The sequence below is a fragment of the Acinetobacter sp. Leaf130 genome (assembly GCF_001423205.1).
Classification (GTDB): Bacteria; Pseudomonadota; Gammaproteobacteria; order Pseudomonadales; family Moraxellaceae; genus Acinetobacter; species Acinetobacter calcoaceticus.
Genome location: NZ_LMOE01000001.1, coordinates 343,933 through 359,274, shown reverse-complemented (window position 1 = coordinate 359,274; position 15,342 = coordinate 343,933). Strand labels below are relative to the sequence as shown.

The window sequence follows — 15,342 nt, the reverse complement described above, 5'->3', positions numbered from 1 at the left end:
ATTTAAGCAGGGTCTGTTGACATTTCATCTATGGATTGCGTTAGAGCTAAAAATTAATCCAAATAAGACGCAAAACCCAGACAATGGCAATCCTTTGTCCAGTTTTGTTATATAGTTTGTGAAATTTCAGCCATAATCTGAGTTGCCATTTAAGCAGCGCAGGCATAGCGCAAGACTATGTTATTTTGTACGTTCCGTTGTTAAGATCTATTTATTTAGAATGGCTAAATTTCATAGCTCTTGCTTGGTAACGTCTAAAAGAATTGTCTTATGTCGCAACCATCTGTGAAATGTCAACAGACCCTTGTTTTGTACACTAACATAAAATGAGTTGATAAGGAATTTCATCTCTTCTGTGTAATAGCTCATCTCGGGCTTGTGTGAATTGTTTACCCTATTCGGAACATATTAAGCATGACTTCAAATTTTTCACAACTCAGCACAGATGCTTTATCCCCGGGGCAACTACCTGAATCCGTTAAAGCATTGTTAAAACGTGCTCACATCAACAGATATCCAAAACGAACCACAATTGTTGATGCCGGAACAGAGTCGAAATCTTTATATTTAATTTTAAAAGGCTCAGTTTCAATTATTTTACGCGAAGATGATGAACGTGAAATTGTTGTTGCGTATTTGAATCCGGGCGACTTCTTTGGGGAAATGGGGCTTTTCGAACCGAACCCTCAACGTACAGCTGAAGTTCGTACTCGTGATGTCTGTGAAATTGCAGAAATTTCTTATGACAACTTCCACGAACTTAGCAAACAATATCCAGACTTAAGTTATGCTGTTTTTGCACAGCTCGTTCGCCGTCTAAAAAATACGACCCGTAAGATGACAGATCTTGCATTTATCGATGTGTCTGGCCGTATTGCACGTTGTTTAATCGACCTATCTTCACAGCCAGAAGCAATGATTTTGCCAAACGGTCGTCAAATTCGTATTACTCGTCAAGAAATTGGCCGTATTGTGGGTTGTTCACGTGAAATGGTTGGCCGTGTACTCAAAACTTTAGAAGATCAAGGCATGATCCAAACAGATGGTAAAGCTATTCTTATTTTTGATGTTTCATTAGAAGATGCGCCTGTTTCTGATGACGACTATGATGATGACGAATAATATTTATTAAATTTTTAATCAAAAGCAAACTTCGGTTTGCTTTTTTTATATGCAACAATGAGTTAATACACAAAACTTACAAACTATTCTAATTTTATGATTTAAGTTGAATACATATTCTCAGTTAGGCTAACTCAAAATTTCCAAGGATTCCGCTGTATGCAATTTAACCCACTTAGTCGCACAGGCCTCAAGCTTCCAGAAATTTGTTTAGGCACCATGACATTTGGTGAGCAAAACTCCCAGCAAGAAGCATTTCAACAACTCAATTATGCGTTGGCACACGATTTATATTTTTGGGATACGGCAGAGATGTATTCGGTTCCGCCAAAACCTGAAACTTACGGTGCAACAGAAACGATCATTGGCAATTGGTTTGCCCAAAATGGTCAACGTGACAAAGTCTTTCTCGCCTCTAAAATTGCTGGACCTGGATTTGGCGGAACACACATCCGAGAAGGCCATACGCGCTTCAACAGCGATCATATTGCGAAAGCCCTGGATGGTTCACTCAAACGTCTCCAAACCGACTATATTGACCTTTATCAACTCCATTGGCCTGAACGTCATACCAACTTCTTTGGTACGCTAGCTTATGGCAACCAGCAAGCTCAAAATGATTACGACACAACACCTCTAGAAGAAACATTACTTGCTCTACAAGAAGAGATTAACCGCGGACGCATTCGCTATATTGGCTTATCAAATGAAACTCCATGGGGCACGATGAAGTTTTTACATTTGGCTGAAAAATTAGGTGTAAGTAAATTCGTAAGCGTTCAAAATCCATATAGCCTCCTCAACCGTACTTATGAACTAGGTATGTCTGAAATTGCTAAATATGAAGATGTTGGTTTACTGGCATACTCTCCTCTTGCTTTTGGTTATCTTTCTGGCAAGTTTAGAAATGGCGCACGTCCGGCTAATGCCCGTGTCACATTATTTCCGCGTTTTAGCCGCTACAGCAATCCTCAAAGCGAATGGGCAACTGAGCAATATGCACAGCTAGCAGAGAAACATGGACTCAGCTTAACCCAAATGGCATTAGCATTTATCAAACAACAATTCTTTGTGACCAGCACAATTATTGGCGCCACGAATCTAGACCAACTTAAAGAAAATATTCAGGCATTTGAAATTGAATTATCTACTGAAGTTTTACAAGGTATTGAAGCCATTCACACTCAACAGCCCAACCCTGCACCTTAAATAAAAAACGGATGCTTAAGCATCCGTTTTCTTTATCTATAAAAAATTTATATCTTATTTACGACTATTATAAACTGCCATTGCTGCAGGCAAGTTTTTACGCATTTCGCCAATACGCTGAGAGTTAGATGGGTGAGTAGACAAGAAAGATGAACCACCACCACCTTCAAGCTTGTTCATTTTTTCCCACAGTGTAATCGCAGCATTTGGGTTATAACCTGCACGCGCCATTAGCATTAAACCACCTTGGTCAGCACGACTTTCCAAGCTACGAGAATATGGTAAGCCTACACCCACTTGTGAACCCAACTGAGCCGCAGCAGTACCAAGTTGGCCGACATTATTACCAGCATAGCTTAGACCAATACCAAGAGCTAAATCAGTTAGAGCCTGAGCGCCAATTTTACTTTTTGCATGCTCTTCTAAAGCGTGAGTCATTTCATGCCCCATAACTGCTGCAATTTCAGCATCAGTCAGGTTCAATTTATTGACAATACCGGTATAGAACACAACTTTACCGCCTGGTGCTACATAGGCATTAATCGTGTCAGACTTCAACACTGCCAACTGCCAGCTAAATGGCTGACCTGTCTGGTTCATCTGGTTCGCATACGGTTTCAAACGGTTGAATACAGAATTAATGCGGTTATATGTACTAGAACTAGTATCTAGCGCACCCTTACCACGTGCTTCCTGCACCATTTTATTAAAACCTTGAGCAGATTGAGCATTTAAAGTCGCTGTATCTGCGCCTGCCATGTCAGCTACTGTTGTACAACCAGAAATTGTTACAACACTCGCAGCACATAAGCTTAAAAAAAGTCTTTTATTCATCAATTGGATCACCTAAATCGTTAGAAAAGCTGTTTATTCTTTTGCACTTATTATAAGAAATCCCGCGTATGCTTTGAATGTCTCATTTCTTCATGATCATAGTATTTATGTAACGATCAAGTAGATAAAGTCATCAAATAAATCCAGAAAATCAAACATATTACATTTAAGCCAAGATAGATATGACTTAAGGTCTTAACTTTCTCTTCAAGATTAGGACTTTCTCTTTTCCAGAGTAAATAACTATTTTGTATGAATACCACAGGAATTAACACGCATGCGAACAATACTGACAAGCTCATAAAAGCAGTCATGAAGAAATCTTCATGATATGCTTGTCCATAAATGACCAACATCGCTAATGTTGGAGAGCCACCAATAGCAAATAAAAAAGAATAAAAAATTGTTTTTGAAATAGTTGGTTGCAGCTTCATCCTGAGCCCATCATTCCTTATCGATATATAACGTTTTAATCTGAATCGAATCAAACAAAAACTGCACTTTAGTCGGGTATAAAAAAGCCCCCTTTCAGGAGGCTTTTTTAATCTTTGCTAATTAAGCAGAGAATGGATGACGTAAAACAATTGTTTCTGCACGGTCTGGACCAGTTGAAACGATATCAATCGGACATTCGATTAACTGTTCAATGCGCTTCACATAAGCCAAAGCATTTGCTGGTAATTGGTCGATACTAGTTAAACCCACAGTCGACTCACTCCAACCAGGCATAGTTTCGTAGATTGGTTTCAAGCATTCAAAAGAAACCGCATCAGAAGAACCTACACAGCCTGAATCTGTATTTTCATAGCCCACACAGATTTTCACTTCTTCTAAACCATCTAAAACGTCAAGTTTAGTTAAGCAAATACCAGAAAGTGAGTTTACATCTACAGAACGGCGAAGGATTTCAGCATCAAACCAACCACAACGACGTTGACGACCAGTAGAAGCACCAAACTCATGACCGACTGTACCCAAGTGTTTACCAACTGGATCACCAGCATCAGCTGCTGCATCGTAAACCAATTCAGTTGGGAATGGGCCAGCACCTACACGTGTTGTATAAGCCTTGGTAATACCTAATACATAATCAAGATGTAAAGGTCCCATACCTGAACCAGAGCTTACGCCACCAGCAGTTGTATTTGAACTTGTAACATATGGGTAAGTACCGTGGTCAATATCTAGAAGTGAGCCTTGAGCTCCTTCAAACATTACAGCCTTACCTTCTTTGCGATAGTCATGCAACACTTTAGTCACATCAACCACTAATGGAGCAAGAACTTCACGCCATTGATTGCAAAGAGCCAATACATCTTCAAATTTAACAGCTTCTACGCCGTAGAACTGAGTTAACTGGAAGTTATGTAACTCAAGCATCTCAGACAGTTTTTCTTCTAATGCTGCACCACCACGAACAAGGTCAGCAACACGCACTGCACGGCGAGCCACTTTATCTTCGTATGCAGGACCAATACCACGACCTGTAGTACCGATTTTAGCATTACCACGTTTCTTTTCACGTGCCTGATCAAGTGCAATGTGGTTAGGCAAAATGAGTGGACAGTTTGGAGAAATACGTAGGCGTTCTTTAACAGGAACTCCTTCTGCTTCCAAAATTCCCATTTCTTCAATTAACGCGGCTGGTGAAAGTACGACACCATTACCAATTAAGCACAATACGTTTTCACGTAAAATACCTGATGGAATGAGGTGCAATACAGTTTTTTTACCACCTACGACAAGAGTATGACCTGCGTTATGTCCGCCTTGATAACGTACTACCGCAGCCGCCTGATCTGTGAGCAGGTCGACGATTTTACCTTTACCTTCGTCGCCCCATTGGGTACCAAGTACCACAACATTTTTGCCCATAATAGCCTCATTACATCATGCTGTTAAAATTGGAAACCACCAGTAAAAAATTACCGTTGGCGTTTAAATCTTTTCAATATTCCATTGACCATTTTGCGCCACGAGTTGATGGGTCGCGTATGGAATAGAACTTAAATCATCATTACCTAACAATTGAACGACACGTAAACCTTGAGCGCGTGCATTCGAAATTGCTGAAAGTAAATCTTGTTCTGAGCCTTTTGGAGCAACAACAGTTTCGATCTCTGCGAACTGATTTGCGCCTAAGGCATATAAATCACAACTAAAGCCAGTAGCAGGACGTGCGCGACCAAAATGCTCACCAATACCATCGTAACGGCCACCCTGCGCTAACGGCGCAGCACGGTTCGGCGCATATACTGCGTACATTAAACCAGTGTGATAGTGATAACTACGTAGCTCTACAACATCGATACCGATATTAAGATTTGGCCAGCGCCCTTTAATTTGCTCGAGCGTCGTCTTAAGTGCATCTAATGCTGACTTAAATTCCGCATCTTGCAAAATATTGGTACTTAAATTCGTCTGCAATGCTTCTAGATCACTAGAATAACGGCCAAGCGCATAGAAATCAGAACCCATATTCAGGCTTTGAGTAAATTCTGCTAACTCTGGCAATGCTTTTCTTTGATAAAGATCAGACAGTTCATGCTCTTCATTTTTTGACAGTCCAGCATACTTGACTAGACTACGGAACAACCCTACATGGCCCAAATCTAAATGCGCGCCTTGCAAAGTATAGATGTTCTCAATCAACCCCAGCATAACATCGACCATTTCGACATCAGCTTCGATACTGTCATGGCCATATAACTCTGCACCTAATTGTAAAGGTGCACGAGTGGCATTGAAATTTTGTGGTTTAGTATGTAATACAGTCCCTGAATAACAGTAACGTGCAACGCCTTCAACTGGTCTTACATGTGCATCAATACGTGCAACTTGTGGCGTCATATCAGCACGAACACCGAGTAAACGGCCTGAGAGCTGATCAATAACCTTAAAAGTTACTAAATCTAAGTCTTGATTTGATTCTGATAATGAAGACAACGATTCGATGTATTCGATAAATGGTGTATATACCAATTGATAACCTCGTACCGCGAGGAAATCTAAAGCTTCACGGCGAAGTTTTTCAATGACTTGTGCCTGTTCCGGCAATACATCGGCTACCCCGTCAGGCAGCAACCATGTCTCTGAAATGGTCATATTTCAAGCCTAAAATCTGATCAACGTGGAACGACCCCACATAAAAAAATCGGGAACACACCCGATTTCTCTTAGTGTAGCATGATACTTTCTGCCATGCACCTGACAATTTGCATAAATCTTTCTGAATAAACTATGAAGTCAAAAAGAAGTTTTTATGAATTAGCAAGTGGATTCAATATCTTACTATCACTCACTTAAATTATAATCAAAAGTTCTTCGACCAAAGAAAGGGCCAATAACTGAACTATTACCTTGTTTCCAATTCACCAAATTTAACTTTTGAATAGCTTTCTTAAATTATTTCAATTGACGTTTAGAAAGAATCACACAAATCTAATAATCGATTTGCATAGCCCCATTCATTATCGTACCAAGCAAATACTTTAGCTTGATGCCCCACCACCATTGTCTGGGTTAAATCAACAATCAGCGAATAAGGTGAATGGTTGAAATCACTTGAAACTAATGGTTCATCAGTAACAGCCATAATTTCTGCATAATCTGTTTGAGAAGCTTTAATCAATACTTCATTAATATGATGCACAGTAATTGGTGATTGAGCGATAAAAGTTAAGTCAATTGCAGCCACATTAATAGTCGGCACCCGAATTGAATAACCATCTATACGGTCTTCCATTTTTGGCATAACACGTTTTAATGCACCTAATGCACTAGACGTAGTTGGTATAATATTTTGCCCAGAAGCTCTGGCACGACGCAAATCACGATGCGCGTGATCAAGCACAGACTGGTCTGCTGTAACAGCATGAATTTCTGTCATGAGCGCTGTTTCAATGCCAAACGCATCATCAATGATTTTAACTAAGGGTACTAATGCCTGCGTAGTACATGACACACTTGATATGATCTGATCAGTCGCTTTCACATCTGCATGGTTAACACCATAGACAATTGCTGCATCTACATGATCAAAAGGTGCTGCACCAATAATTACCCTTTTTGCTCCAGCTTGTAGATGGCGGGTTGCATCAGCGTGGGAACGGAACAGTCCAGTACACTCAAGTACGACATCAATATCTAAACTAGACCATGGCAAAAGCTCAGGTTTTTCCTGTTTTAAAACTTCAACTTTTAGCGTTCTTTGATTTGATTGAATGTTCAAAAAAACTTTTTCATTTTCAATAAATATTTCCACATTTCCATTAAAACGGCCATGTGTGGAATCATATTTAAATAAGTGCACTAATGTTTGTACATCTGCTATATCGTTAATCGCCACGATTTCAAATTGAAATTGTTTTGAGCTCTCAAACCAAGCACGTAAAACATTACGTCCAATCCGCCCAAACCCATTAATGGCGATACGTTGCATGACCTATCCTTATCTACAAAACTAAAGGCTAAAGAAGGCATATAGTAAAGCACGTCACGCCCAATTGAATATAGATTTTTAGCCAAATCACAGTTTTGTAAGATATTCCTTTTAAAATCGTTGGTTCGGTGGGGTTTTTCCGCTACAATTTAGCGTTTTTAAAAAATAAGCCCCGTATCAAATGCTCAGGTTTGACATAAAACAAACATGCATTGGTACATTTAGCCAAATTCGAAAATATGGAGTGACTTGGTTGTGAGTACTCGTTTAATGACATCTGCTGAAATTCGTGAAGCATTTTTGCGCTACTTTGAGACGCAAGGGCATACACGTGTCGCGTCGAGTTCTCTTGTTCCTGCCAACGACCCAACTTTATTATTTACAAATGCTGGGATGAACCAGTTTAAAGACTGCTTCTTAGGTCTTGAAAAACGTGACTATGTACGTGCAACCACATCACAAAAATGTGTACGTGCTGGTGGTAAACACAATGACTTAGATAACGTTGGTTACACTGCTCGTCACCATACATTCTTTGAAATGTTAGGTAATTTCTCATTTGGTGATTATTTCAAACGTGATGCACTTAAATTCGCTTGGGAATTTTTGACTAGCGATGAATGGTTAGCTCTCCCTAAAGACCGTTTATATGCGACCGTTTATCACACCGATGATGAAGCTTATGATATCTGGAATAAAGAAATTGGTTTAGCGCCTGAACGTATTATCCGTATTGGTGATAATAAAGGCGAAAAATACGCATCTGATAACTTCTGGGCAATGGGTGACACAGGTCCATGTGGTCCTTGTTCTGAAATTTTCTTTGACCATGGCGATCATATTTGGGGTGGCTTACCAGGCTCTCCAGAAGAAGATGGCGACCGTTTCATCGAAATCTGGAACAACGTTTTCATGCAGTTCAACCGAACTGCTGATGGTGTACTTCACCCTCTCCCTGCTCCATCTGTTGATACAGGTATGGGCTTGGAACGTATCTCAGCTGTATTGCAACATGTTAATTCAAACTACGACATTGACTTGTTCCAACACTTATTAAAAGCTGCTGCAAACATTATTGGTATCGAAGACGAAGGTCAGCCTTCTTTACGTGTAGTTGCAGACCATGCGCGCTCATGCTGTTTCTTAATTGCTGATGGTGTAAACCCAAGCAACGAAGGCCGCGGTTATGTATTACGTCGTATTATCCGCCGCGCTGTGCGTCATGGTAATAAACTTGGTGCAACTGGTACGTTCTTCTACAAAATGTTGCAACCTTTAATCGAAGTTATGGGTGATGCATATCCAGAACTTGTAGCACGCAAAGATGTAATTGAAGCAACTTTAATTCGTGAAGAAGAACAGTTTGCTAAAACACTTGAGCAAGGCTTAAAACTACTTGAAGGCGAGCTTGCTCAATTAAAAGATAAGACGATTCCTGGTGCGACTGTATTTAAACTTTACGACACTTACGGTTTCCCAACAGACTTAACTGCTGATATTGCACGTGAACGTGACTTTATTATTGACGAAGCTGGCTTTGAAGTAGAAATGGCTGCTCAGCGTCAACGTGCTCGTGATGCTGGTAAATTCGCAGTTGATTACAACAGCATTGTACAAGTTGAAGGCGAAACCCAATTTGACGGTTACATCAACACAACCGGTCAAGGCCAAATTGTAGCGATCTACAAAGATGGCGTACAAGTTGATGAAGTTTCTGAAGGCGATGAAGCACTTATCGTTTTAAACCAGACTCCTTTCTATGCAGAAAGTGGTGGTCAAATTGGTGACACAGGTATCTTCAAAAACGAAACTGGTATTTTTGAAGTTCAAGATACTAAGAAGTCAGGTGGTGCCTTTGTTCATCAAGGTATTGTGACCGTTGGTAATCTTAAAGCCGATCAAGACGTTGAAGCGATTGTTAAAGCGGATATTCGTGATGCAACAGCTCGTAACCACTCGGCGACTCACCTATTACATGCTGCTCTACGTCAAATCTTAGGTTCACACGTACAACAAAAAGGTTCTTTAGTTGCAAGTGATATCTTACGTTTTGACTTTGCTAATGACCAACCGGTAACTTTTGAACAGTTACAACAGGTTGAGCGTTTGGTAAATGCAGAAATTATTGCAAATACCGCAGTAACAACTGAACTACTTGACATCGAAGCGGCAAAAGCCAAAGGTGCCATGATGTTGTTCGGTGAAAAATATGGTAACGAAGTTCGTGTTCTTGCTATGGGTTCAGTGATTGATGAGAAAAACTTCTCAATCGAACTTTGTGGTGGTATTCACGTTAAACGTACAGGCGATATTGGTTTATTTAAAATCACTTCTGAAGGTGGTGTGGCTGCTGGTGTACGCCGTATTGAAGCAGTTACAGGTACTAAAGCTTTAGATGTAGTACAAAAAACCGACTCAGATATCCAGCACATTAATGGCTTATTAAAAGCACAGAAAGACCAAACTGTTGAGCGTGTACAAGCCAATGTTGAATTGGTTTCTGCATTACAAAAGCAGATTGAACAGCTCAATCAGAAATTGGCAAGCTTCCAAGCGTCAGAATTGATTGATCAGGTACAAACGATTGCTGGTCGTCAAACACTTATTACCACTGTTCAAGGTGTAGATGCGAAATCACTTCGCAACTTGCACGACAGTGTTAAATCAAAATTAGAGAACGCAGTCATTGTGTTAGCTGGCGTAGAGGGTGACAAAGTTAGCCTGCTTGCTTCAGTTGCATCACAATACACTGCAAATCTAAAAGCAGGTGACATCATCAAACATCTAGCAACTGAGTTAGGTGGTAAAGGTGGTGGTAAACCTGACTTAGCACAAGGTGGCGCGCCACTTAACGAGAAGTTTGGACAAGTTATTGCTGCATTACCTGCATGGCTTGAACAAAAATAAGACTTCACTTTTTGTGTAACTGACCCTGAAAAGCCTCTCAGGGTCATGGCTTATATGGAAAAACTATGGCATTAATCGTTCAAAAATATGGCGGTACTTCTATGGGTACCCCCGAGCGCATTTTAAATGTTGCTCGTCGTGTTAAGCGTTGGCATGATCACGGTCACAAAGTTGTTGTGGTCGTATCTGCAATGAGTGGTGAAACAAACCGCTTACTTGCTCTCGCTAAAGCCATTACCGAAACACCTGACCCACGCGAGTTAGACCAAATGGTTTCAACCGGTGAACAGGTGACGATTTCCATGTTAGCTATGGCACTTAATTCGATTGGTGTGGAAGCTAAATCCTATACCGGACGTCAAGTCGGTATTAAAACTGACAGTGCATTTACCAAGGCGCGTATTGAGTCTATTGATACAGATGTCATGACCAATGACCTTGATGCAGGGCGTGTTATTGTTGTTGCTGGTTTCCAAGGCTTTGATGCTAATGGAAATATCACAACTCTAGGCCGTGGTGGTTCAGATACTTCAGGTGTTGCGCTTGCTGCTGCTCTAAAAGCAGATGAATGCCAAATTTACACTGATGTAGATGGCGTTTACACCACTGACCCTCGTGTTGCTCCTAAAGCCAAAAAAATCGACCGTATTTCTTTTGAAGAAATGCTAGAAATGGCTTCATTAGGTTCAAAAGTTTTACAAATTCGCTCAGTAGAATTTGCCGGAAAATATCAAGTTCCTTTGCGTGTATTATCAAGTTTTGATAATGATAACGACGGCGTGTTTGACGATGAATTTAAAGAAAATGTAGGTACACTCATTACTACTGAGGCGGAAGATAATATGGAACAGCCAATTATTGCAGGTATTGCTTTTAACCGTGACGAAGCAAAATTAACGATTTTAGGTGTACCTGATGAACCAGGTATTGCTTCTAAAATTTTATCACCAGTAAGTGATGCCAATATCGAAGTCGATATGATAGTGCAAAATGTTGAAGAAGATGGCACAACAGATTTCACTTTCACTGTAAACCGTGTTGATTTAGCTAAAGCTGAAAAAATCTTAAACGAAACTGCCAAAAATATTGGTGCACGTGAAGTTTCAACACGTGATGACATTGTTAAAGTGTCTATCGTGGGTGTAGGTATGCGTTCACATGCAGGTGTAGCGAGCAAGATGTTCACTGCCCTTGCTGATGAAGGCATTAATATCCTTATGATTTCAACATCTGAAATTAAAGTTTCTGTCATTATTGATGAGAAATACTTAGAACTTGCTGTTCGTTGTCTACACACCGCTTTTGGTTTAGATCGTGAACATGGTGAAAGCAGCGCCCGCGCTTAATTTTACCAATCGGTCAATTATTCATTAAAAAATGTTTACTTGTCCGACAATAATTAAAGAAAACACAGAGCCGCTATAGTTTTTTTTATAGCGGCTCTGTTATATTAAACGGAAAGTTTTTTGGCAGTGATTATCAAAATATGACTTTGTTCTCATATTTCTGTTAGAATCTGACTGAAAACTGAGGTTGAGCTTTTATTTGGGTACCAATATTGCAGTTTTAAGCGTTTAGCAAGGAGATAAACATGCTGATTCTGACCCGCCGTGTCGGGGAAACATTAATGATTGGGGATCAAGTCAGTGTTACTGTGCTTGGCGTCAAAGGAAATCAGGTTCGTATTGGTGTGAATGCACCAAAAGAGGTTTCTGTTCATCGCGAAGAAATTTATCAACGTATTCAACATGAACGTGCAATGCATGAACACCTTCAACATCTTGATCAAGATTATCAAGTTTCTTTTGAAGATGATAATTTTGCACAGAAAAACTTCAATCGTTAACATGAAGTTATTCTCTCCCTAATTAAAGCGACTTTATAGTCGCTTTAAATTTTTTAGGAAGTTGTATTTATAAGCCTAGAGCACGTTTAACAGGTGCGTAACTACGGCGGTGCTGATCAATTACACCATGCGCTGCAATCGCTTCAAAATGCGCTTTAGTTGGATATCCTTTATGTTTGGCAAAACCAAATAATGGATATTGTTGATCTAATTCTTGCATTTGTCGATCACGCGTAACTTTTGCCAGAATACTCGCTGCACTGATCTCAGCATGGCTCGCATCTCCCCCAACAATCGCTTCACAAGGAATAATGATTCCTTTTGGAATTTGATTACCATCTACAATCACTTTTTGTGGTTGAGTTTTCAAACCATCAACTGCACGTTGCATAGCCAAAAAAGTCGCTTGTAAAATATTTAATTCATCAATTTCACTGTGCGTTGCTTCTGCAATTGACCAAGCTAAGGCTTTTTCTTGTATTTCAATAAACAACTTTTCACGTTTCTTTTCAGTTAATTTTTTAGAATCATTTAATCCCACAATTGGATTATTCGGATCTAAAATAACAGCCGCTGCCACAACAGAACCTACCAAAGGTCCTCGTCCCGCCTCATCTACACCAGCAATAAACATCAACTCTCTACCTTTAAACAAAAGAGGCTGATCAATAGTAATCAGCCTTCTTTAATACAAAAATCATTAATTACTTTTGTAAAGCTTCTGCCACACACTCATTTACAGTTTTTGAAACCACTTGGTTTACAATTGTAGCACGTGCATTTACATCAAATGCAGCCGCAGCCAATTCTACTGCTGTCACACTATTTGGTGCTTTTTCACTCACACAACCACAAACATTGGTTTGAATGCTGTCACGTTGGTCAGCAGTCATATATTTCGTTGCTGTTTTCCAAGCTGAAACATTATTAATCTCTGTAATACATTTTGCATTTACAGCAACTTTTAATGCAGCAACACCCAACTGTTGAGTTGTAGTTTGTGCAGAAGTAGCGCCTGTACCCGTACCTGTAGTCGTTGCACACGCTGTTAAAGCTAAAACAACTGGCGCTAGAGCGAGCATCAATTTTTTCATCATTTTTTCCTTTGATTGAACGTTGGCAGCGCGTATTGTGCCTAAACTCAACTTTATAAGAAACAAATAATTTGATGCATTTATGCAATCTATTTTCCCCTGCAAAACTCAGCTCAACAAATGTATTTTTTCTTAAACGTTCTGTTTTTAGCACGCTCTGTTACATTTAAAACATTTCTCAAAATCAGCGCTTTCCCATAAAATTAAAAATCAAAACGACAAAAAAATAGGGTCTTTTATGCCTGCTGTTTCATCTCAGTATTACACCCGTACCGCACAAGTCCTGCATTGGGTGATGGCAATCATTTTCATCGCAGCGTGGGCTATTGGCTTCTATAGTGGAAATTTTTTAAGTTATGACGTTGATGGCCCCTTTAAAGGTGATGTCATTACGTTGCACAAGAATATTGCGACAACCATTATCTTTTTGGTGATTATCCGTATTTTATGGCGCTATACACATCCAGCTCCAAAATTACCAGATACGATGTCACCAACCATGAAAACACTGGCACATATTGGTCATCTATTCCTTTATGTGATTTTGGTGGCGTTACCTGTCACTGGTTGTTTATTTAGCTGGAGTGCCGGTCACCCTGCCCCTGTTTTATATTTATTTGAAATTCCGCGTTTAGTACAAGATAACCCAGAGCTTTTAGCTGTCGTTAAACCATTACATATTTATATTTCTTGGTTTGCAGGCTTTCTTATTGTTGGACATGTACTTGCTGCTTTAAAACATCACTTTGTTGATAAAGACAATATTTTAAATAGTATGACCAAACAACCAAAGTAATTGTATGTATAAAAAAACCGCCTGAGATAGGCGGTTTTTTTATTTAGATTTTTTTGATTTCTGCAATCCACTTTTGTTTTTCTTCATCTGAAATGAAAGAGGCTTCAAAAGAGTTGATTGCGAGTTTTTTCAACTCATCATTTGTTAGGTCTAAAGCTTGCTGAATTGCAAAGAAGTTATCATTCATATATCCACCGAAATATGATGGATCATCTGAGTTTACAGTCACGTGTACGTCTTTTTGTAGCAAACGACGGATATTATGATCTTTCATATCCTTTACAACGCATAGCTTTAAATTACTTAAAGGACAAACCGTTAGAGGCATTTTTTCATTAATTAAACGCACCATCAATTGTTCGTCTTCTTCAGAGCGCACACCATGGTCAATACGGTTCACTTTGAGCAAGTCTAAAGCTTCCCATACATATTCAGGAGGACCTTCTTCACCAGCGTGAGCAACGATCAAGAAGCCCTCTTCACGCGCTTTAGCAAAAACACGTTCAAACTTAGCTGGCGGATGCCCCACTTCACTTGAATCAAGCCCTACAGCAATAATGTCTTGCTTAAATGGTAAAGCCTGCTCTAAGGTCTCAAAAGCTGCTTCTTCGCTTAAATGGCGTAAGAAACACATAATAAGCTGAGAGCTGATACCAAACTTAGCTTTGGCATCAGCACAAGCACGTTTTAAACCGTTCATCACTGTTGAGAAAGCAACGCCACGATCAGTGTGAGTTTGCGGGTCGAAGAACATTTCTGTATGAACCACACGATCTTCGGCACATTTCTCAAAATAAGCCCATGCTAAATCATAAAAGTCCTGTTCATGTACAAGAACATTCGCACCAGCATAGTAAATATCTAAAAATGATTGAAGATTATGAAAGTTATAAGCTTGCTTTACTTCTTCAACAGATTTGTAAGGAATCTGAATCTGATTGCGCTGGGCAATTGCAAACATTAATTCAGGTTCAAATGTCCCTTCAATATGTACATGCAATTCGGCTTTTGGTAAGGCGCGAATCAGCTCGACTTGATTCATATTAACTCCACGTCTAAAGAAAAAAGGGTGTGGTAAAAATCACACCCTTCT

Annotated in this window: 14 protein-coding genes and 1 pseudogene; 6 read left to right on the top strand and 9 right to left on the bottom strand. The window is 39.7% G+C overall.

The features are described 5' to 3' along the window. Positions 1-110: 110 nt before the first annotated feature. A pseudogene (locus tag ASF86_RS19915) lies at positions 111-173 on the bottom strand (hypothetical protein); the annotation flags it as partial. 241 nt (positions 174-414) lie between these two features. Between ASF86_RS19915 and crp the strand changes: the two are divergent. Both crp and ASF86_RS01525 read left to right on the top strand, forming a co-directional pair. After that, on the top strand, positions 415-1,122 hold the full coding sequence (gene crp / locus ASF86_RS01530; protein ID WP_005041938.1) for a cAMP-activated global transcriptional regulator CRP: 708 nt from the start codon (positions 415-417) through the stop codon (positions 1,120-1,122). Between the two features lie 159 nt (positions 1,123-1,281). Beyond that, positions 1,282-2,331 carry an NADP(H)-dependent aldo-keto reductase gene (locus ASF86_RS01525; RefSeq protein WP_056478713.1) on the top strand — a complete coding sequence of 350 codons (1,050 nt, stop codon included), beginning with the start codon at positions 1,282-1,284 and terminating at the stop codon, positions 2,329-2,331. A 54-nt stretch (positions 2,332-2,385) separates the two neighbouring features. On the opposite strand, the gene ASF86_RS01520 is transcribed toward ASF86_RS01525, so the two are convergent. The 5 genes from ASF86_RS01520 to ASF86_RS01500 all read right to left on the bottom strand — a co-directional run bounded on the left by ASF86_RS01520 (position 2,386) and on the right by ASF86_RS01500 (position 7,606). Further along, the gene (locus ASF86_RS01520; protein ID WP_005041942.1) at positions 2,386-3,165 is read right to left on the bottom strand and encodes a M48 family metallopeptidase; all 780 of its coding nucleotides are present in this window, start codon (positions 3,163-3,165) and stop codon (positions 2,386-2,388) included. Positions 3,166-3,281: 116 nt separating this feature from the next. Further along, entirely contained in the window at positions 3,282-3,599 is a 318-nt protein-coding gene (locus ASF86_RS01515) for a hypothetical protein (RefSeq protein WP_056478711.1), read from the bottom strand. Between the two features lie 121 nt (positions 3,600-3,720). Further along, positions 3,721-5,040 carry an adenylosuccinate synthase gene (locus tag ASF86_RS01510; protein ID WP_003652692.1) on the bottom strand — a complete coding sequence of 440 codons (1,320 nt, stop codon included), beginning with the start codon at positions 5,038-5,040 and terminating at the stop codon, positions 3,721-3,723. A gap of 63 nt (positions 5,041-5,103) precedes the next feature. Continuing rightward, positions 5,104-6,270, bottom strand: a complete 1,167-nt coding sequence (locus ASF86_RS01505) for an ATP phosphoribosyltransferase regulatory subunit (RefSeq protein WP_056478708.1) — start codon at positions 6,268-6,270, stop codon at positions 5,104-5,106. Positions 6,271-6,586: 316 nt separating this feature from the next. Beyond that, entirely contained in the window at positions 6,587-7,606 is a 1,020-nt protein-coding gene (locus ASF86_RS01500; RefSeq protein ID WP_056478705.1) for a type I glyceraldehyde-3-phosphate dehydrogenase, read from the bottom strand. Positions 7,607-7,876: 270 nt separating this feature from the next. On the opposite strand from ASF86_RS01500, the gene alaS reads away from it, so the two are divergent. The 3 genes from alaS to csrA all read left to right on the top strand — a co-directional run bounded on the left by alaS (position 7,877) and on the right by csrA (position 12,359). Continuing rightward, entirely contained in the window at positions 7,877-10,513 is a 2,637-nt protein-coding gene (gene alaS, locus ASF86_RS01495; protein ID WP_056478702.1) for an alanine--tRNA ligase, read from the top strand. 65 nt (positions 10,514-10,578) lie between these two features. Beyond that, on the top strand, positions 10,579-11,859 hold the full coding sequence (locus ASF86_RS01490; protein ID WP_003652700.1) for an aspartate kinase: 1,281 nt from the start codon (positions 10,579-10,581) through the stop codon (positions 11,857-11,859). Between the two features lie 245 nt (positions 11,860-12,104). Further along, positions 12,105-12,359 (top strand): carbon storage regulator CsrA, encoded by a 255-nt coding sequence (csrA, locus tag ASF86_RS01485; protein WP_003652701.1) that lies wholly within the window; start codon positions 12,105-12,107, stop codon positions 12,357-12,359. Positions 12,360-12,426: 67 nt separating this feature from the next. Here csrA and rnhB read toward each other — a convergent pair whose 3' ends face one another. Both rnhB and ASF86_RS01475 read right to left on the bottom strand, forming a co-directional pair. Continuing rightward, complete coding sequence (gene rnhB, locus ASF86_RS01480) at positions 12,427-12,993, bottom strand: ribonuclease HII (RefSeq protein WP_056478699.1); 567 nt, start codon at positions 12,991-12,993, stop codon at positions 12,427-12,429. A 70-nt stretch (positions 12,994-13,063) separates the two neighbouring features. Further along, positions 13,064-13,453 (bottom strand): hypothetical protein, encoded by a 390-nt coding sequence (locus ASF86_RS01475; RefSeq protein WP_005041960.1) that lies wholly within the window; start codon positions 13,451-13,453, stop codon positions 13,064-13,066. Positions 13,454-13,691: 238 nt separating this feature from the next. Here ASF86_RS01475 and ASF86_RS01470 point away from each other — a divergent pair, with 238 nt between their 5' ends. Further along, positions 13,692-14,249 (top strand): cytochrome b, encoded by a 558-nt coding sequence (locus ASF86_RS01470; protein WP_005041962.1) that lies wholly within the window; start codon positions 13,692-13,694, stop codon positions 14,247-14,249. 43 nt (positions 14,250-14,292) lie between these two features. On the opposite strand, the gene ASF86_RS01465 is transcribed toward ASF86_RS01470, so the two are convergent. Continuing rightward, positions 14,293-15,291 (bottom strand): adenosine deaminase, encoded by a 999-nt coding sequence (locus ASF86_RS01465; RefSeq protein WP_056478693.1) that lies wholly within the window; start codon positions 15,289-15,291, stop codon positions 14,293-14,295. Positions 15,292-15,342: the final 51 nt, after the last annotated feature.

Excerpts from the sequence above, each read along its gene's own strand:
- crp (WP_005041938.1), top strand. The coding sequence starts at position 415 with ATGACTTCAAATTTTTCACAACTCAGCACAGATGCTTTATCCCCGGGG.
- ASF86_RS01525 (WP_056478713.1), top strand. The coding sequence starts at position 1,282 with ATGCAATTTAACCCACTTAGTCGCACAGGCCTCAAGCTTCCAGAAATT.
- ASF86_RS01520 (WP_005041942.1), bottom strand. The coding sequence starts at position 3,165 with ATGAATAAAAGACTTTTTTTAAGCTTATGTGCTGCGAGTGTTGTAACA.
- ASF86_RS01515 (WP_056478711.1), bottom strand. The coding sequence starts at position 3,599 with ATGAAGCTGCAACCAACTATTTCAAAAACAATTTTTTATTCTTTTTTA.
- ASF86_RS01510 (WP_003652692.1), bottom strand. The coding sequence starts at position 5,040 with ATGGGCAAAAATGTTGTGGTACTTGGTACCCAATGGGGCGACGAAGGT.
- ASF86_RS01505 (WP_056478708.1), bottom strand. The coding sequence starts at position 6,270 with ATGACCATTTCAGAGACATGGTTGCTGCCTGACGGGGTAGCCGATGTA.
- ASF86_RS01500 (WP_056478705.1), bottom strand. The coding sequence starts at position 7,606 with ATGCAACGTATCGCCATTAATGGGTTTGGGCGGATTGGACGTAATGTT.
- alaS (WP_056478702.1), top strand. The coding sequence starts at position 7,877 with ATGACATCTGCTGAAATTCGTGAAGCATTTTTGCGCTACTTTGAGACG.
- ASF86_RS01490 (WP_003652700.1), top strand. The coding sequence starts at position 10,579 with ATGGCATTAATCGTTCAAAAATATGGCGGTACTTCTATGGGTACCCCC.
- csrA (WP_003652701.1), top strand. The coding sequence starts at position 12,105 with ATGCTGATTCTGACCCGCCGTGTCGGGGAAACATTAATGATTGGGGAT.
- rnhB (WP_056478699.1), bottom strand. The coding sequence starts at position 12,993 with ATGTTTATTGCTGGTGTAGATGAGGCGGGACGAGGACCTTTGGTAGGT.
- ASF86_RS01475 (WP_005041960.1), bottom strand. The coding sequence starts at position 13,453 with ATGAAAAAATTGATGCTCGCTCTAGCGCCAGTTGTTTTAGCTTTAACA.
- ASF86_RS01470 (WP_005041962.1), top strand. The coding sequence starts at position 13,692 with ATGCCTGCTGTTTCATCTCAGTATTACACCCGTACCGCACAAGTCCTG.
- ASF86_RS01465 (WP_056478693.1), bottom strand. The coding sequence starts at position 15,291 with ATGAATCAAGTCGAGCTGATTCGCGCCTTACCAAAAGCCGAATTGCAT.